This window comes from Streptomyces sp. NPDC032940 (assembly GCF_040636935.1).
Lineage (GTDB): Bacteria > Actinomycetota > Actinomycetes > Streptomycetales > Streptomycetaceae > Streptomyces.
This window is the reverse complement of the sequence record NZ_JBEZVJ010000004.1, coordinates 44229-62285: the sequence shown is the minus strand read 5'-3', so window position 1 is coordinate 62285 and position 18057 is coordinate 44229. Positions and strand designations below refer to the sequence as shown.

The following is an 18057-nucleotide window of genomic DNA, read 5'->3' as shown; positions in this document are numbered from 1 at the left end:
AGGGACGGATCCGGGTGCGCACACGACTCCGAGCACCCGTCGGCCGACCCGGCCCCCACCAGGTTCGAGCGCCCCCTGTACCACACCGTGCTCAGGCGAAGAATGTAGCGCACGCGGAGGGCATGTGGTTGCCGCGTGTCGGTTAATGGACGGACATCACAGCAGCGTCACTGGCCGGAATCCATGCTTCGGCGGGGCGGTCGAGCCACCCGTTCTCGGTCGCGACCTGGGCGGCGGCGCGGCGCAGCGCGTCGAACGCGGGGTGCACCAGCCCCTTTCGCCAGACCAGGGAGACCGGCGACAGCGGTACGGGATCGACGAGCGGGCGCACCACGGTGGAGGCCATGGCCGGAAAGCTCACGACGGCGAGGATCGGGTTGCGCGTCTTGTCCATGATCCGCCGGAACTCCTCGTCCCCGACGGCCAGCGGAAGGGGTGGTGCCACGTCGATGCCGCGTCCCTCGAACAGGCGGTGTCCCAGGTCGGTCCACTCCGGCGTGCGCGGGTTGCCGGCCCCGGCGTACACGGCCTCGCCCGCCAGCGCGGCGAGCGGCACCTCGGGCAGCGGCGCCAGGGGGTGGTCCTCGGGCAGGACGACCGCCATCGGCTCGTAGCGGACCGGCTGGTGGCCGAGTCCCGCCCGCAGCGCCGGGGGCAGGCCCGCGAACCGGCCGAACGAGGCGTCGAGCCGGCCCGCGAGGAGCTCGGCGGCGGCGCCGGTCAGCCCGCTCTCGTAGCGGGCCATGAGTTCCAGCTCGGGCGCGAGCCGGCGGGCCCGCTCCAGTACCAGGCGTCCGGTGACCAGGCCGGGCGAGTTGAGGTCGACCAGCAGCGGGCGGGCCTGTCCGAAGGCGGCGAGGAGGTCGTCCTGCGCCTGGAGCACCCGGCGGGCGTACGGCACCAGCCGCTCGCCGTCGGCGGTCAGCGTCACCTGCCGGGTGGAGCGGACGAACAGCTCGGCGCCCAGCTCGCGTTCCAGACGCCGCACATCGCGGCTGAGGGCCTGCTGGGCGACGTACAGCCGGGCCGCGGCGCGGGTGAAGTGCAGCTCCTCGGCGACGGTGACGAAGGCACGCAGGAGGCGCGGGTCGAGGTGGGCGGGTGCGGGCATCCGGCGAATTTACAACGGGAGTGCGTGAATGCGTACGGAGCAGGTGTTGGACCCCCTGACCGCCCGCGGGCGACGGTGGGCGCATGCCGCATCCGACTTACGAACGCCCGCGCCCCCAGGCCCCCTTGCTGACCGTCACCGCCGACGCCCTCGTCGCCGCCGACTTCACCCCGCGCACTCCGCGCACCGGCCGCCGGCCGCCCCCCGGTCCGTACCGGCGGTTGCTGTCCGTGCCGGGCGCCCGCGCGTTCACGGCCGGGAATCTCATCGCCCGGCTGCCGATGGGCATGTTCAGCGTCAGCGCGGTCGTGATGATCGCCGGTACGCGCGGCTCGTACGCCCTCGCCGGTGCCGTCACCGCGACGGGTCTTGCGGCGACCGCGTTGGTCGGGCCGTGGACCGCCCGGCTCGTGGACCGGTACGGCCAGGCCCGGGTGGCGGTGCCGGCGACGCTGTTCGCGGCGCTCGGCTCGCTCGCGCTGGTGCTGTGCGTGCGCTCCGGCGCCCCCGACTGGACCCTGTTCGCCGCGTACGCCGCCACGGCCACGACGCCCAACACCGGCGGCATGGCCCGCGCCCGCTGGTCCCACCTGCTGAAGGGCGACACCGCGGCCCTGCACACGGCGAACTCCTTCGAGCAGGCCACGGACGAGCTGTGCTTCATGCTCGGGCCGGTCCTCGCGGCGTTCCTGTGCACGGCGCTGTTCCCGGAGGCGGGCACGCTGGTCGGCGTGGTGCTGATGGTGACCGGCATCCTGCTGTTCGCCGCCCAGCGCGCGACGGAGCCGCCGGCCCGGCCGCGCCCCGCCGCGAGGGCGCCGTTCCGGGCACCCGGCATACCACCGCTGCTGGCGATGTGCCTGGCGACGGGTGTGGTGTTCGGCGCGATGGAGGTCGTCACGATCGCGTTCGCGGACGCACAGGGGCACCGCTCGGCGGCCGGTGTGGTCCTGGCGCTCCAGGCGGCCGGTTCCTGCGCGGCGGGTCTGCTGTACGGCGCGCTGAAGCCGGCCGGGCCCGCCGAGGTGCGGCTGCCGTGGTGCGTGGCCGCGATGGCGGCCCTGATGACGCTGCCGCTGCTGGCCGCGTCCCTCACCGGCTCGCTGCCGCTGCTGGCGCTCACGCTGCTGGCGGCCGGGATGGCGACGGCCCCGACGATGGTCACGACGATGACGCTGGTCCAGCACCGCACGCCCGAGGGCCGTCTGAACGAGGGCATGACCCTCGCGGTGACCGGGCTGCTCGGCGGCATCGCCTGCGGCAGCGCGGCCGGCGGCTGGACGGTGGAGCACGTGTCCCCCACGGCCGGTTACGGCGTGCCGGTCACCGCCGCCGTGATCGCCCTCCTGCTGGCGCTGCTGCCGCCCCGGCGATCCTCGTGAAGCGCAGGCCCGCCGAGCGCCGGGATATGGGGGTGCGGGTGGCAGATCCCCCGCATCGCGCGGCGAAGCCGCGCAAAAACGACGAGGGTGACGTGTGCTCGCGCTTACCGCGAGCACACGTCACCCTCGACCTCGTGGAGATGGCGGGAATCGAACCCGCGTCCAACGGTGCGGAACCAGGGCTTCTCCGTGTGCAGTCCGCTGCGATTTTCTCAGCCCCGGAGATCACGCGGACAAGTCTCCGACGGGCTCAGTCACTGTTTGGTTTCCCTTTTCACCCCGTGACCGGGATCAAGGTTTAGTCCCCTAGCTGATGCCAGGATCCGGGTCGGGAACAGCCCCGGGCTGACACTCCCGTAGTAGGAGGCTCGCTTCGCTACCTGAGATCAGGCAGCGAGGGCGAAGGCCTGCTGGGAGGAATCGCGCTTGGTGTTGGCGATTATTTTTTTCGGCCTGTGGTTTACGAGATCATGGCCGCTTCCTCGACACGCTTCCCCTGCTTCGACAGCCGCTGTCGAAACCGATCATCCCCATGTTGATTTTTCAAACCCTCCGCAGAGGGGGCGCGCACCCGCTGTGAGGTGCAGATGCCATCGTACGTGACCAACCCGTACGCGTGCCAGCCTATTCCCGGCGGTCAGGCGCGCTGCTTGCGGCGGATCGCGGACATCGTCCGCTCCGCCTCGCGCCGGTCCTGCTTCTCCCGCAGGGTCTGGCGCTTGTCGTACTCCTTCTTGCCTCGCGCGAGCGCGATCTCGACCTTGGCGCGGCCGTCCTTGAAGTACAGCGCGAGGGGCACGATCGTGTGCCCGGTCTCCTGGGACTTCGACTCCAGCTTGTCGATCTCCACGCGGTGCAGCAGCAGCTTCCGCTTGCGGCGGGCACTGTGGTTGGTCCAGGTGCCCTGGCTGTACTCCGGCACGTGCACGTTGTGCAGCCAGGCCTCGTGCCCGTCCAGCTGCACGAAGCCGTCGACCAGCGACGCCCGCCCCTGGCGCAGTGACTTCACCTCGGTCCCGGTGAGGACCAGTCCGGCCTCGTAGGTGTCGAGGATCTGGTAGTCGTGCCGCGCCTTCTTGTTCTGCGCGATCAGCTTGCGCCCTTTTTCCTTAGCCATAGTGCAGCCCATTTTGGCACTACGGAGGGGGTCCTCGGGAAGCCGATTTACGCAGGCCGGGGCGGGGCGCGGCCGGGGCGGCCTAGCGTCCCAGGCCGCTGAGCACGGTCCGCGCGCGCTCCAGGGCGGCCGGGTCCTCCGGGTCGACGTCCAGGTCGGGCGTGATGCCCGTGCCGTCGACGCCGCGGCCGGAAGGGGTGCGGTAGTGGCCGACGGTCAGTTCGGCGACCGAGCCGCCGGGGAGCCGGCTCGGCATCTGCACCGAGCCCTTGCCGAAGGTGCGGGAACCGACGACGACCGCCCGTCCGCGGTCCTGGAGGGCCCCGGTGAGGAGTTCCGCCGCGCTCATGGTGCCGCCGTCGACGAGCGCGACCAGGGGTCTGGCGGTGTCGCCGCCGGGTTCGGCGTGCAGGGCGCGCTGGTCGCCGTCGACGTCGTACGTGGCGACCAGGCCGCCGTCGAGGAAGGCGGAGGCGGCGGTGACGGCCTCGGCGACCAGTCCGCCCGAGTTGCCGCGCAGGTCGAGGACGACGCCGGCGCCGGACGGCACCCGCTCCACGGCCTCGCTCACCTGCCGGCCGACGCCCTTGGTGAAGGAGGCGACCCTGACCACGGTGACGCCGTCGGCGAGCGTGCGGACGGTCACCGGTTCCGTGGACAGCCTGGCCCGGCGGACGGTCTCGGTCCACTCCCGTGTGCCGCGCTCCAGGCCGAGCCGGACGGGGGTGCCCGCGGGGTCCTCCTCGGCGTCGCCGCGCAGTATCGCGACGACCTCGGTGACCGGACGCCCGTCGACCCGCTCGCCGTCGACGCTGCGCAGCCGGTCGCCCTCGCGGATCCCGGCGTCGGCCGCGGGCGACCCGGAGTGCACCCCGGTCACCTCGATGCGGCCGTCGCGCTCCCGGCGCGCGGAGAGGCCGACGCCGGTGTACTGGCCGTCGAGGGCCTCCTCCAACTCCTCGTACTCGCCGCTGGAGTAGACGGCGCCCCAGCGGTCCCCGCTGCGGCTCACGGCGCGTTCCGCGGCCTTCACCGGGGACTTGCCGTCGGCCATCGCCTCGGCCGCCGCGCGGGCCACCTCCTCGTGGCGACCGGCGGGCGCTGCCGAACGGGCCGCGTCCGCCGTGGACTTCCGGTCGGTCCCGGGGAAGGAGCCGGTGGCCGCCCCGGCGACGAGCACGCTCGCGAACACCAAGGTCAGGGCGGCCCCGTGGCGTGCGCGGCGGGGCTGACAGAACAGGTCACGACCTGACATGCCGGTGAGTCTAGGACAACGGCGGAGGGCCGAACGGTCGCTTGACCGTTCGGCCCTCCGGGGATGTGTCACACCTTCAGGTACTTGCGCAACGCGAAGAACGCGGCCAACGCGGGCATCAGCAGGCTGGTGGCCAGGATGAGCGGGAGCTTCGTCAGCAGGGCGTCCCAGCCGATGAATTGGATCAGCGACAGCTTCTCGGACAGCGCGAGCCCGTGGTCGATGATGAAGTACCGCGCGGTCACCAGGAAGCCGCAGGCGACCACGCCGCCGATCAGCCCGGCGACCGCCGCCTCCATGATGAACGGCGCCTGGATGTAGAAGCCCGAGGCGCCGACCAGCCGCATGATCCCGGTCTCGCGCCGGCGGCTGAACGCCGAGACGCGGACCGTGTTGACGATCAGCATCAGCGCGACCACCAGCATCAGCGCCATCACCGCGAGCGCGGCCACGTTCATGCCTTCGAGGAGCTTGAAGAGGTTGTCCAGGGTGCCGCGCTGGTCCACCACGGACTGCACGCCGTCCCGGCCGTTGAAGGCGGTCGCGATGACCTGGTACTTCTCCGGGTCCTTCAGCTTGACGCGGTACGTCTCCTGCAGCTGGTCCGGCGTGATCGAACTGGCCAGGGGCGAGTCGCCGAACTGTTCCATGTAGTGCTTGTACGCCTCGTCCTGCGACTCGTACGTCACCTTCTCGACGACGTTCATCTCGTCGAGGTCGGCCAGGATCTGCTTCTTCTGGTCCTCGGTCACCGCGCCCTTGGCGCAGGCGGGGTCGGACTTGGCGTCGCTCTTGTTGCAGAGGTAGACCGTGACGTTGACCTTGTCGTACCAGTAGCCCTTCATGGTGTTGACCTGGTCGCTCATCAGGAGCGATCCGCCGAACAGGGCCAGGGACAGGGCTACGGAGACGATGACCGCGAAGGTCATGGTCAGGTTGCGGCGGAGACCGACGCCGATCTCCGAGAGCACGAACTGGGCGCGCATGACGAGTGGTTGAGCCTTTCCGTGGAAGCCGGGGCGGTCTGCGGTCTCAGTGCTGGTAGCCGTAGACGCCGCGCGCCTGGTCGCGGACGAGGCGGCCCTTCTCCAGCTCGATGACGCGCTTGCGCATCTGGTCCACGATGTTCTGGTCGTGCGTGGCCATGATCACGGTGGTGCCCGTCCGGTTGATGCGGTCGAGCAGCTTCATGATGCCGACGGAGGTCTGCGGGTCGAGGTTGCCGGTGGGCTCGTCCGCGATCAGCAGCTTGGGGCGGTTGACGAAGGCGCGCGCGATGGCGACGCGCTGCTGCTCACCGCCGGACAGCTCGCCGGGCTTGCGGTCCTCCTTGCCGCCGAGCCCGACGAGGTCGAGCACCTGCGGCACGGACTTGCGGATCTCGCCCCGGGACTTGCCGATGACCTCCTGGGCGAAGGCGACGTTCTCGCCGACCGTCTTGTTCGGCAGCAGACGGAAGTCCTGGAACACCGTCCCGAGCTGGCGCCGCATCTGCGGCACCTTCCAGTTGGACAGGCGCGCGAGGTCCTTGCCCAGAACGTGCACCTGTCCGTGGCTGCACCGCTCCTCGCGGAGGATCAGCCGCAGGAAGGTGGACTTTCCGGAGCCGGAGGACCCCACGAGGAACACGAACTCACCCTTCTCGACCTCCAGGGAGACATCCCTGAGGGCTGGGTGGTTCTGTTTGGGGTAGACCTTGGAGACGTTGTCGAATCGGATCACGGATGCACCACGGGTCGCCGGGGGTAGATGAGCGTGACCATACGCGAAGCGGGTGGCCGACCGCAGTCACCGGTCTGGGTTGCGCGGTAGTTGCGCGTTTTGTCCCGGCCCCCGGCGCTTCGTGAGCGCGCGCAGGGGCTCCCGGAACCTGGCACAGTGGAAGGGGAACGTTCACGGCTTCGTGGACGTTGTGTGAGTGAACCGGTTGCAAGGAGGGCGAGGCGCATGACGTACGACCGGTTGGTGTGCGCGAACTGCGCGGCGCCCGTGAGCGAGGGCCGGTGCCCGGTGTGCCGGGCGAACCGCGAGCGGCTGCAGCAGGAGAACTTCCTCTCGGGGCTGAACCCGATGATGCTGATCGCCCTCCTGGCCATCCTGGTGGCGGCGGTGGCCCTACTGGCCCACCAGACGGTGTAGCACCCGGCGAGAAGACGCGGCAGGGGCCCGGAGCGGTTGCGCTCCGGGCCCCTGTGTGTACGCGTGGCTACCGTCAGGCAGCAGCGCCGCGACCGCCCATCATGCGCGGGAGCACGCGGAAGCCGATACCGCCGGCGATCATGGTGGCGGCACCGATCAGCAGGAAGGTGGTCTCCGCCGCACCGGTCTCGGCGAGCTCCTCACCGCTGCCCTGGGCGGCGGCACCGGAGGAGGCCGGGGCCTGCTCGCCGGTGTCGGTCAGGGCCGAGGAGCCCTGCTCCTGGGTGGAGGCACCACCGTCGGGGTCGGCGTTGTTACCGCCGCCGTTGCCGTTGCCGTTGCCGTTGTTTCCGCCGCCGTTGCCGTTGCCGGAACCGGAGGTCTCGGAGGGCTCACCGGGCTCGGTGGGCTCCGTGGTGGGCTCGGTCGGCTCCGTCGTCGGCTCGGTGGGCTCCGTGGTGGGCTCGGTCGGCTCCGTCGTCGGCTCCGTCGGCTCCGTGGTGGGCTCGGTCGGCTCCGTCGGGATGGTGGGGTCGGTCGGGTCCGGCTCGGTGGGCGTCTCCCCGCCGTTGTCCTCGCAGTCCGGAGTGACGACGATGTCGCACAGCGGGCCGTCGTCGGCCTGCGCGACGCCCGTCACCATCAGAGAGGCACCTGCGGCGACAATGGCGCCGGCGGCGATGCGTGCGACGCGGACCCGCGTCTTCTTCGTCATGAGCGTGCTACCCCCAGTAGCTGAATTCGTCGGTGAGGCTGCGCTCGAGGCCGTGATCGACGGGGGTGGCTGTAGCACTCAAGGACCCCCCGGTTCACATGCGCCCCAGAAATACGCATGCCGAGCCTCACCCTTACGAATGTTCAAAGCATCGTCAAGGTCATTGCGTACGCGATGTCCCGGTAAGGAACGTATGCCGGACACAAAGGGTGTGAGTGTGATGTAAAACCCGGACATCACCGACGAAGAAAAGGCAACCGCCGCCCGTGAGGCGGCAGTTGCCTTGTCGACAAAGCGTCGCGGACGCTCCCGGCTACTTCTCCTGCTGCTTGCGCCAGCGAATCCCGGCCTCCAGGAAGCCGTCGATCTCACCGTTGAACACGGCCTCGGGGTTGCCCACTTCGTGCTCGGTGCGCAGGTCCTTGACCATCTGGTACGGGTGCAGGACGTACGAACGCATCTGGTTGCCCCAGGAGTTGCCGCCGTCGCCCTTGAGGGCGTCCATCTTGGCCTGCTCCTCCTGACGGCGCCGCTCGAGCAGCTTGGCCTGGAGGACGTTCATCGCCGTGGCCTTGTTCTGGATCTGGGAGCGCTCGTTCTGGCAGGAGACGACGATGCCGGTGGGCAGGTGGGTGAGGCGCACCGCGGAGTCGGTGGTGTTCACGCCCTGGCCGCCGGGACCGGACGACCGGTACACGTCGACGCGCAGCTCGGACTCGTCGATCTCGATGTGGTCGGTCTGCTCGACCACGGGGAGGATCTCGACGCCCGCGAAGGAGGTCTGGCGGCGCCCCTGGTTGTCGAAGGGCGAGATGCGCACCAGGCGGTGCGTGCCCTGCTCGACGGAGAGGGTGCCGTAGGCGTACGGCGACTGCACGGCGAAGGTGGTCGACTTGATGCCGGCCTCTTCGGCGTACGACGTCTCGTAGACCTCGGTCTTGTAGCCGTGCTGCTCGGCCCAGCGCAGGTACATCCGCTGGAGCTTCTCCGCGAAGTCGGCGGCGTCCACGCCACCGGCCTCGGCGCGGATGTTGACGAGCGCCTCACGCGCGTCGTACTCGCCCGAGAGCAGGGTGCGGACCTCCATCTCGTCCAGCGCCTTGCGGACGGCCGTGAGCTCGGACTCGGCCTCGGCACGGGTGTCCGGGTCGTCCTCCTCCTCGGCCATCTCGAAGAGCACGGCGAGATCGTCGATCCGCCCGCGCAGGGCCTCGGCCTTCCGCACCTCGGCCTGGAGGTGGGAGAGCTTGCTCGTGATCTTCTGCGCCGCCTCCGGGTCGTCCCACAGCGAGGGCGCTGCCGCCTGCTCCTCGAGCACGGCGATGTCTGCCCTCATCTTGTCGAGGTCCAGGACGGCCTCGATCGACTCCATGGTCGAGGAGAGGGACTTCAGCTCTTCGGATACATCGACGACTGCCACGCATCCAGCGTAACGGCTCCGCCGCGCGGTCCACGCCGGGCAGGGGCTGACGGCTCGGGCGGCGGCGTGCCCGGCCTCACGGCGATGCCGGTGCCGAGTTCCGTGTGTCCTGGGGTCCCGCGTCGCCGTCGTCACCGCTCGTGGCCAGCCAGGTACCGACGCCGATCGCCGCGACCAGGGCGACCGTGCCCGCCCCCAGCGCGAGCCGGCGGCGGCGTGCGGCGGCGCGGTTGCGGGCCGAGCCGGGGCGGGGCGCGCCGGACGCGCGCGGGGCCCGGGCCGTGCCGCGGGCGCCGCCGGCCAGCTCGTCGGGGGCCGGTACGCGCATGGAGGTGTGCGTGTCGCGGTTGGAGTCGGCCGGCTTCGCGCCCGGCACCAGCGGCACCGCGCCCCGGCGCCTCACGGGCCGGCCGTCGGGCGCCGGCGGGGCGGCGGCCTCCTCGGGCTCGTCCTCCTCCTCGTCCGCGTCGGGCTCGTCCACGTCCAGCGGCGCCATCCCGGCCAGCAGGGGCAGCAGCTCGCGCAGCCGGGCGCCCAGCTCGGAGGCGCGCAGCCGGGAGGCCGGCGCCTTGGCCAGGCACTGCACGAGCAGCTGCCACAGCTCGTCCGGGATGCCGGGCAGGGGGACGACCGTCTCGGTGACGTGCCGGCGCAGGACCGCGCCGGGGTGGCCGCCGCCGAAGGGCGTGAAGCCGGCGAGCAGCTCGTACAGGACCGTGGCCAGGGCGTAGATGTCGACCGAGGCGCGCGGCGGCAGGCCCTCGACGATCTCCGGGGCCAGGTAGTCGGGGGTGCCGATGATCTTCGTGGCGCGGGTGCGCCGGGGGGTGTCGATGAGCTTGGCCACACCGAAGTCGGTCAGCAGCGCGGGGTGCGAGCCGCCGGGGCCGAGCGGGCCCTGCATGTCCAGCAGCACGTTCTCGGGCTTGACGTCGCGGTGCACGACCCCGGCGGCGTGCGCGGCGGCCAGGCCGTCGGCGACGTCCGCGACGATCGCCACGGCGGCCTCGGGCGCGAGGCGCCGGTCCCGGTCGAGGCGGGTGCGCAGGTCCGTGCCGCGGACCAGGTCCATGACCAGCGCGAGGTCGTTGCCGTCGACGACCAGGTCGCGCACGGAGACGACGTGGGGGTGCTCCAGGCCGAGCAGGGCGGTGCGCTCCTGGACGAAGCGTGAGACGAGTTCCTGGTCGGACGCCAGGTCCTCGCGCAGCAGCTTGATCGCGACGGGACCCTCGGGCCCCTCGCCCAGCCACACCGTGCCGGCGCTGCCCCGCCCGAGGATCTGGTGGGCGGTGTACCGGCTGCCGATCTTCCGTGCCAAGACTGCTCCTACCGACGCGTGTTGCGCTAAAACTACGCGTCCGAGGAGCCGGCCTTCACAGCGGAGGCGGAAATCACCCGTCCGTTGTCGACAAATCCCCAGAGTCGGGCCCGCACGGGCCCCCAGAGGGGCCCGCCGCCGGGTCAGCTGCCGCCGGAGCCGCCCAGATCCCCTATCCAGCCGGTCACGGTGCCGAACCAGTCGCTGAGCTGGTCCCAGTAGCCCTTGCCGGTGCCGATCCAGTCCTGGAGCGGGCTCAGCTCCCAGATCAGCCAGCCGGCCACGAACAGGATGACGAGGGTGACCAGGCATCCCTTGAGGCAGCCGAGGCCCGGGATGCGCATCGGGTTGGCGCTGCGCTGCCGCGGCGCCCGGGGCTCACGCCGGGGCGCCTGGGGTTCGGGCGCGGGCGGCGGGGCGTAGCGCTGCGGCTGGGGCTGCTGGGGCTGGGGGGTGGCGTACCGCTGCGGCTGGGGCTGCTGGGGCTGGGGGGTGGCGTACCGCTGCGGCTGGGGCTGCTGCGGATAGCCGTAGCCCTGCGGCGGCTGCGGGGGCCGGTGCTGCTGGGGGCGCGGCTGCTGCTGCGGGCGGGCGACCTGCCGCTGGGGGCGGCGGCGCAGCGGGTCCTCGCTCGGGTCGAGGTACTGCACCTGCGTCTGCTCGTTGCGGTCGCGGGCGGCGCGCAGCTGGTTCTGCCAGGGGTGCGGGTCCTCGGGTCCGCCGCTCTGGCCGGGCTGTCCCGGCGGCACCGGCGGCATGACGGCGGTCGGGTCGGCCGCGCCGCGGTTCGGCAGTACCGCGGTGGGGTCGGCGGCGCCCGCGGGGCCCCCGGTGTGCGGCAGGACGCTGGTCGCGCCGTTCGGGTCGTAGGCGCCGCCCGGGTTCTGCGGGAGGACCTGCGTCGGGTCGGCGGCGCCGGGGACCTGCGCGGGGGCCGGGTCGGGGGCGAGGAGCGCGCCGACGTTCTCGGCGGCGCCGATCTGGGCGCTGTTCGCGTGCACGCCGATGCCCTCGGCGACGACGCGCAGGCCGCGGGCGAGGTTCTCGGCGCTGGGGCGCTCGTCGGGGTTCTTGCGCAGGCAGCGCTCGATGACCGTCCACAGCGGGTCGGGGACGGTGGAGGGGCGGCGCGGCTCGGCGCTCAGGTGCTGGTGCAGCACCTCGAGGGCGGAGCCCCCGGAGAACGGCGGGCGGCCGGTGACCAGCTCGTACAGCAGGATGCCGGCGCCGTAGACGTCGACGGCGGAGGTCTGCGGGCGGCCCTCGGCGGACTCCGGCGCGACGTACGCGGGGGTGCCGACGAACTCGTGGGTGCGGGTGAGGCCGGGCGAGTCCGCCAGGCGGGCGATGCCGAAGTCGGTGAGCATCGGGTGCATCTCGCCGCCGGTCTGCTTCAGCAGGACGTTGGCCGGCTTCAGGTCGCGGTGGACGACGCCGTCGGCGTGGCTGGCGGCGAGCGCGTCGGCGATCTGGGCGGTGAGCAGGGCGGCGGCGACCGGGGTGAACGGCCCGTTCTCCCGCAGGTAGCGGTGCAGGTCGGGGCCGTCGACGAGGTCCATGACCAGCGCCAGCAGCTCGCCCTCGACGACCAGGTCGCGGACCCGGACGATGTTGGGGTGGGTCAGCCGGAGCAGGACGGAGCGTTCCCGCAGGAAGCGCATCACGATGTCCGCGTCGCTCGCCAGCTCCTCCTTGAGGACCTTGATGGCGACGGTCTCGCCGGGCTGTCCGGCCACGGCCGCCTCGGCACCCGCGGTCTCGCGCTGGCGGGCACGCCAGACGGTGCCCGTGGCGCCGCGGCCGAGGGGCTCCTCGAGGAGGTACTTGCTGCCTACCGGCCGCACGTCATGCGCTCCCTGTTGCTTGCTGGCTGTTCCGACCCACTGTAGTGCCGCGGTGTGCGGCCCGGGCTGTCGTCGACCTGTGGTTCCCATTGGTCCGCCGGTGCGTCTTACGTTCCGCCGCCGGCTCATGTTCGAAGGAAAGACGCTCGACCTGGTCCCTTGGTTGCCGGACCCGGACGTGACCGATCTCAAGCAGCCACTCTCCGATCATCGTCAGCCCATCCGTCAGGCACTTTTGCGGGCAGAGCCGACCAATCAAGATCATTTGAAGGCGGCGGACGGGCGCGTTGTCAGCGGCAGGTGCGAGGATGCCTCCAGTACTGGCCGACGTGCTCGTGTGGCGGTGGGGGAAGTCCGCGGTGGGGGACCGCGGAGTGAAGGCTTCGTCCCAAGCGATCGCGGGCGCCCGCGCGAAGGGACCGCTGACGGCGATGCAGATCCGGCTGACCGTCGTAGATCCGCTGGGCCCGCATGGACCGGCGGGGGGCGGTGCCCCCGCGGCGAGCTGCGACGTCCTGGTCACGGCGCCGGCCGGCACGGCTCTGGCCGCGGTCGCCTCCGCCCTGGCCTCGGTGGTCCCCGGCGGTGACGGCCAGGGCTCCGGCCAGGTGGTCCTGTACGCCGGGGCGCAGCGCCTCGACGCCCAGCGCAGCACCCTGGGCGAGCCCCCGCTGATCGACGGCGCCGTGCTCTGCCTGGGCGCCCCCGGCGAGCCCGATCCGCACACCGAGCCCACCGAGGTCCCGGCCCAGCTGCACGTGGTCGCCGGCCCCGACGCGGGCGGCGTCCACCTGCTGCACGGGGGCCAGATCCGGCTCGGCCGGTCGGCCGACGCGGACGTCGCGCTGGACGACCCGGACGTCTCCCGGATGCACTGCGCCGTGACGGTCGCCGCCGACGGCCGCGTCTCGGTCGCCGACCTCGGCTCGACCAACGGCACCGTCCTGGACGGCACCCGCGTCGGCGAGCGTCCGGTCCGCTTCGCGCCGGGCGCCCTGCTGCGGATCGGCGAGTCGGCGCTGCGGCTGGTCCCGGCCGCCCCGGGGGCCGCGATACGGGTGGCGACGACGCCGGACGGCGAGGGGTACGTGCGGCTGCCCGGCGCCGGGACCGACGCCGGGGCCCCGGTGGCCCACGGGCGCGTGGGCGACGGCGCGGACGTCCCGGCCGAGCGCACGCACCACGCCCACGGCACCGCGGCGTACGGCACCGTCGCAGCACTGGCCGGCCCCCCGCTGGTGCCGGGCCAGGGCGGCGCGCCCCGCATCGAGAGCCACGGCACCGGTCTCCCGGGGGAAGCACGCGCACCGCACTCGCACTCCGGGGCGGGCGACACGCACGCCGGCGCTCCCACGGGGCCGACCGGCTCGGGCTGGGGCCACGCGGAGGTGGCCGGCCCGGGCGGCGGCGTCCGCCGGGAGACGCCCGACCCCGTCGGCGCCCACGAGCACGCCGCGGCGGCGGACACCGGCCGCAAGGGGACGCCGCTGCGGGGCACCGACGTGCCGCAGGGCGTGCGCAGGCGCGGCGGGCTCGGGGCGTGGGCGCGCCGGCTGGCCGGCGGGCGCGCGGGCGCGCAGGACGCCGCCGGACCCGACGCGTACGCCGATGACGAGGACACCCCCGGGCCGGCGCAGGCAGCGCCCCCGGCCGGTGCCTCCCCTGCGCCGGAGACCTGGCCGGACTCCGCCGCGCTGCTGCTGACGGCGCTGGGACCGGGGCCGCGGCTGTGGGAGCGCGGACCGGGACATCCCGAGGTGCTCGCCGTGCGGCTCGGCACGGCCGACCGGATGGCGCCCGGCGGTGACGCGCCGCTGCCCGCCGTCCCGGTGACCGTCGGGCTGCGCGAGGCCGGGGCGCTGGGCCTCGCGGGCCCGCGCGCGCGGCTGGCCGGGCTGGCCCGTTCGGTGCTGGCCCAGCTCGCCGCGCTGCACTCCCCCGACCTGCTGGAGATCGTCCTGATCAGCGCGGACCGCTCCCGCCCGCTCGCGGAGCGGACCGCCGAGTGGTCCTGGCTGGGCTGGCTGCCGCAGGTGCGTCCGGGACACGGCCAGGACTGCCGTCTGCTGCTCGCCTACGACCGCGACCAGGCCACGGCCCGCGCCCAGGAGCTCGTGCGCCGCCTGGACGACCACCTCACGGACGCGCGCGGCGCGGCCCGGCCCCCGGCCCCCGCCGGCGTGATCCCGGCCCAGCCGGCGGCTCCCGCCCGGGACCCGGGGCAGGAGGCCCCGGACCCGCACAGCGGTCCCGACACGCGCGGCGGACACGCGTCGTCGGCCACGGAAACCGCGCGGCGGCCCTCCTGGGCACGGGCGGACGACGGGAGCGACCCGGCCGACGGCTTCGCGGGCCCGTACACCGTGGTCGTCGTGGACGGCGACCCCGGCGGCGCCGGCGTGCGCGAGGTGATGGCACGGCTGGCCCTGGAGGGGCCCCGGGCCGGCATCCACGTCGTGTGTCTCGCCGAGACGCCCCCCGCCTCCCCGACCTCGCCGGTGACGCAGACGTACGAGACGGCCTGCGCGGCCTCGCCGGTCTTCCGCGACTGCGGTGCCGTGGCGCTGCTCAGCGGCGATGTGGCGACGACCCTGCGGCTGCTGCGCGTGGCCCGCAGCGGATCGTCCCCGAGCGGCCCGGTCGGCCACGGCACGCTCGGCACGGTGGACGCCGTCTCCCCCGCCTGGTCGGAGCGGTTCGCACGCGCCCTGGCGCCGCTGCGCACCGACGGCCCCGGAGGCGAGCGGCACGCGCGCGTGTCCGCGCCGCTGCCCCAGGCGGCCCGGCTCCTCGACGAACTGGGCCTCGCCCGGGCCACCCCGGCTTCCCTGATGGCCCGCTGGGCGGACGCGGCCGACGACGCGGACGCCCTCGGGGGCCGCGCGCACGCCGTACTCGGCGCGGGCCCGCGCGGCCCGGTCACGGTGGACCTCGCCGCCGAGGGACCGCACCTGCTGGTCGAGGGCCCGCCCGGCAGCGGCCGTACGGAGCTGCTGCGGGCCCTCGTCGCCTCGCTCGCCTCGGCCGAACGCCCCGACCGGCTCGGCATCGTCCTGATGGACGGCCGGGACACGGTGGGCTCGGGCAACGGCCCCGGCGAGGGCCTGCGCGTCTGCACGGACGTGCCGCACGTCACCACGCATCTCACCGCCGACGATCCGGTGCGGATGCGGGAGTTCGCCCAGTCGCTGAGCGCCGAGCTCAAGCGGCGCGCCGAGCTGCTCGGGCGGTCCGACTTCACCGAGTGGCACACCGGGCGCGAGCTGTCGGGACGGATGGTCAGCCAGCGCACGGCGCCTGGCGGCCCCGGGGCGACGGCGGAGACCGGGGACGTCGAATCACCGCCCAGTTCGACGCTGCGGCTGCGCCCGGGCGCGGCCCGGCGGCGGACGGGCGCGGTGCCGCCGCTGCCCCGGCTGGTGGTCGTCGTGGACGACCTGGACGCGCTCGTCACACCCCCGCTCGGATCGCCGGGGCGGCCCGCGGCGGGATCGGTGATGCGGGCGCTGGAGGCGGTGGCACGGGAGGGCGACCGCCTCGGCGTGCACCTGGTGGCGGCCACCGGACCTGGCGGCCGTACGGCCCAGACGGAGCCGGCCCGCCGGGCGACGCTGCGCGCCGTGCTCGACGCGCCGGCACCGGGCCCGGACGAACCGCTGCCGGGACGGGGGCGGTTGACCTGGGCGGACGGCCGGAGTCTGGCGTTCCAGGCGGGCCGCGTCACGGGCCGCATCCCCCGCACGGCGACCCTGCGCCCCACGGTCGTCACCCTGGAGTGGCACCGCATGGGAGACCCCCCGGCCCGCCGCCCCGTAAGGGAGTTGGGCAACGGCCCGACGGACCTCGCCCTGCTGGCCAGCGCGTTGGAACGAGCGGCAAGAGAGGTCTCGGCCGCAGAGGTCCCGTCGCTCCTGTAGGACCGGCACAGCCTGCGGTCAGTGGTGCCTCCCCCAGTGCCTGAACGGCCTGGGAGGTGCCCCCAGGGGCGATGGGGGTCCCCCCGCGCATGGGGGTCCCCCGCGCATGGGGGTCCCCCGCGCATGGGGGTCCCCCCGCGCGAGCGAAGCCGAGCGTGGGGGAGAAGCCGAGCGTGGGGGAGAAGCCGAGCGTGGGGAAGGGCGGGCGCTGGGGTCCTCCCCTCCGAGGGAGGCACCCCGCAACGCCGGGCAGCGCACCTCGCCCGCCCGGCAGCCCCTGCACAACTACCCACGGCCCAAACCGAGTCACGACGCGATTACGATCTTCGCCCCCACCGCGGACGCGGTCTTGCCGCTCTCACCCCCCTGGCGTACACCAGAGCGCACGGGACAGCGCCGGACGTTCGACGAGGAACGAAGAACGGGGCAGTGATGCGCACGAGCAGCACCACGCGGACACGCAGCGCCGCGAAGAGGACCACCAGGGCCGCCGCCGCCCTCGCCGCGGGAGCCCTCGCGCTCTCGCTCACCGCGTGCGGCGGGGACGACGACGGCGGCGGGAGCGATGAGGGAAGCCAGGGCAGCGGCGACAAGAAGCCGGCCACCCTCGCCCTCCCCAAGCTGGACGGCGAGACCCTGGAGGTCGCCGCCGTCTGGACCGGCGCCGAGCAGGAGAACTTCAAGAAGGTCCTCGCCGAGTTCGAGAAGCGCACCGGCGCCAAGGTGACCTTCGTGCCGGCCCAGGACCCGATCATCAACTTCCTCGGCTCGAAGATCGCGGGTGGTGCCCCGCCGGACGTGGCGATGCTCCCGCAGCCCGGCGCCATCAAGCAGGCCGTCGACAAGGGCTGGGCCAAGCCGCTGGGCGCGGAGGCCACCAAGGAGCTGACGAAGAACTACTCGCAGGGCTGGCAGGACATCGGCAAGGTCGACGGCAAGCCGTACGGCGTCTACTACAAGGCCGCCAACAAGTCCCTGATCTGGTACAACGCGCAGGTCTTCGAGAACGCGGGCGCCGCCGAGCCCAAGACCTGGGACGAGTTGCTCACCGCCGCGCAGACGGTCTACGACTCGGGCGTCACGCCCTTCTCCGTGGGCGGCGCGGACGGCTGGACGCTCACCGACTGGTTCGAGAACGTCTACCTCTCGCAGGCGGGCCCGGAGAAGTACGACCAACTGGCCAAGCACGAGATCAAGTGGACGGACCCCTCCGTGAAGGAGGCCCTGACCACGCTCGCCCAGATCTGGGGCAAGAAGGACTATGTGGCGGGCGGCGCGTCCGGCGCGCTCCAGACGGAGTTCCCGGCCTCGGTGACGCAGACCTTCACCGGCGGCGACCAGCCCAAGGCGGGCATGGTCTACGAGGGCGACTTCGTGCAGGTCAACATCGGCGAGACGGACGCGAAGGTCGGCACGGACGCGAAGGTGTTCCCGTTCCCGTCCGTCGGCGACACCGCGCCGGTGGTCTCGGGCGGCGACGCGGCCGTGATCCTGAAGGACTCCAAGGCTGCGCAGGCACTGGCCACCTTCCTGGCCTCCCCGGACTCGGCGGCGATCCAGGCGAAGCTGGGCGGCTTCCTCTCGCCGAACAAGGCCGTCGACACGGACGCGTATCCGAACGAGGTGCAGAAGAAGATGGCCGACGCGCTGATCGCGGCCGGCGACGACTTCCGCTTCGACATGTCGGACCAGGCCCCGCAGGCCTTCGGCGGCACGCCCGGCAAGGGCGAGTGGAAGGCCCTGCAGGACTTCCTGAAGAACCCGGCGGACGTCGCGGGCGCCCAGGCGAAGCTGGAGGCGGACGCGGCCGCCGCCTACGGGGGCTGACGCGATGAC

At 73.2% G+C, this 18057-nt stretch carries 13 protein-coding genes and 1 other RNA gene; 4 read left to right on the top strand and 10 right to left on the bottom strand.

Translation table 11 applies throughout. The annotated features are described in order from the left end of the window. Positions 1-142: 142 nt before the first annotated feature. Positions 143-1111, bottom strand: a complete 969-nt coding sequence (locus AB0E77_RS07275) for a LysR family transcriptional regulator (RefSeq protein ID WP_361566822.1) — start codon at positions 1109-1111, stop codon at positions 143-145. Between the two features lie 83 nt (positions 1112-1194). Between AB0E77_RS07275 and AB0E77_RS07270 the strand changes: the two genes are divergently transcribed. Next, a complete protein-coding gene (locus AB0E77_RS07270) occupies positions 1195-2493 on the top strand; it encodes an MFS transporter (RefSeq protein ID WP_361566819.1) in 1299 nt (432 codons plus the stop codon). A 132-nt stretch (positions 2494-2625) separates the two neighbouring features. Here the strand turns inward: AB0E77_RS07270 and ssrA are convergent. From ssrA to ftsE, 5 genes are all read right to left on the bottom strand, one after another. Then, positions 2626-3025: a transfer-messenger RNA gene (gene ssrA / locus AB0E77_RS07265) on the bottom strand. A 105-nt stretch (positions 3026-3130) separates the two neighbouring features. After that, positions 3131-3610 carry an SsrA-binding protein SmpB gene (smpB, locus tag AB0E77_RS07260; RefSeq protein WP_356196099.1) on the bottom strand — a complete coding sequence of 160 codons (480 nt, stop codon included), beginning with the start codon at positions 3608-3610 and terminating at the stop codon, positions 3131-3133. 82 nt (positions 3611-3692) lie between these two features. Continuing rightward, complete coding sequence (locus AB0E77_RS07255) at positions 3693-4865, bottom strand: S41 family peptidase (protein WP_361566816.1); 1173 nt, start codon at positions 4863-4865, stop codon at positions 3693-3695. A 68-nt stretch (positions 4866-4933) separates the two neighbouring features. Continuing rightward, positions 4934-5851 carry a permease-like cell division protein FtsX gene (gene ftsX / locus AB0E77_RS07250; RefSeq protein WP_361566813.1) on the bottom strand — a complete coding sequence of 306 codons (918 nt, stop codon included), beginning with the start codon at positions 5849-5851 and terminating at the stop codon, positions 4934-4936. Between the two features lie 46 nt (positions 5852-5897). Then, positions 5898-6587, bottom strand: coding sequence for a cell division ATP-binding protein FtsE (gene ftsE, locus AB0E77_RS07245; protein WP_351014665.1), 690 nt, complete (start codon positions 6585-6587; stop codon positions 5898-5900). A 225-nt stretch (positions 6588-6812) separates the two neighbouring features. Between ftsE and AB0E77_RS07240 the strand changes: the two genes are divergently transcribed. Then, a complete protein-coding gene (locus tag AB0E77_RS07240; RefSeq protein WP_361566810.1) occupies positions 6813-7004 on the top strand; it encodes a hypothetical protein in 192 nt (63 codons plus the stop codon). Positions 7005-7077: 73 nt separating this feature from the next. Here AB0E77_RS07240 and AB0E77_RS07235 read toward each other — a convergent pair whose 3' ends face one another. The 4 genes from AB0E77_RS07235 to AB0E77_RS07220 form a co-directional block, all read right to left on the bottom strand. Beyond that, positions 7078-7719 carry an LPXTG cell wall anchor domain-containing protein gene (locus AB0E77_RS07235; protein ID WP_361566807.1) on the bottom strand — a complete coding sequence of 214 codons (642 nt, stop codon included), beginning with the start codon at positions 7717-7719 and terminating at the stop codon, positions 7078-7080. A gap of 313 nt (positions 7720-8032) precedes the next feature. Beyond that, on the bottom strand, positions 8033-9139 hold the full coding sequence (gene prfB / locus AB0E77_RS07230; RefSeq protein ID WP_361566805.1) for a peptide chain release factor 2: 1107 nt from the start codon (positions 9137-9139) through the stop codon (positions 8033-8035). A 76-nt stretch (positions 9140-9215) separates the two neighbouring features. Next, positions 9216-10460, bottom strand: a complete 1245-nt coding sequence (locus tag AB0E77_RS07225; protein ID WP_361566802.1) for a serine/threonine-protein kinase — start codon at positions 10458-10460, stop codon at positions 9216-9218. Positions 10461-10603: 143 nt separating this feature from the next. Continuing rightward, positions 10604-12304, bottom strand: coding sequence for a serine/threonine-protein kinase (locus AB0E77_RS07220; protein ID WP_361566800.1), 1701 nt, complete (start codon positions 12302-12304; stop codon positions 10604-10606). Between the two features lie 431 nt (positions 12305-12735). On the opposite strand from AB0E77_RS07220, the gene AB0E77_RS07215 reads away from it, so the two are divergent. Then, the gene (locus AB0E77_RS07215; RefSeq protein WP_361567505.1) at positions 12736-16221 is read left to right on the top strand and encodes an FHA domain-containing protein; all 3486 of its coding nucleotides are present in this window, start codon (positions 12736-12738) and stop codon (positions 16219-16221) included. Between the two features lie 432 nt (positions 16222-16653). Next, positions 16654-18048: an ABC transporter substrate-binding protein gene (locus tag AB0E77_RS07210; protein ID WP_361566798.1), complete on the top strand. Its 1395-nt coding sequence runs from the start codon at positions 16654-16656 to the stop codon at positions 18046-18048. The last annotated feature ends 9 nt before the right edge of the window (positions 18049-18057 follow it).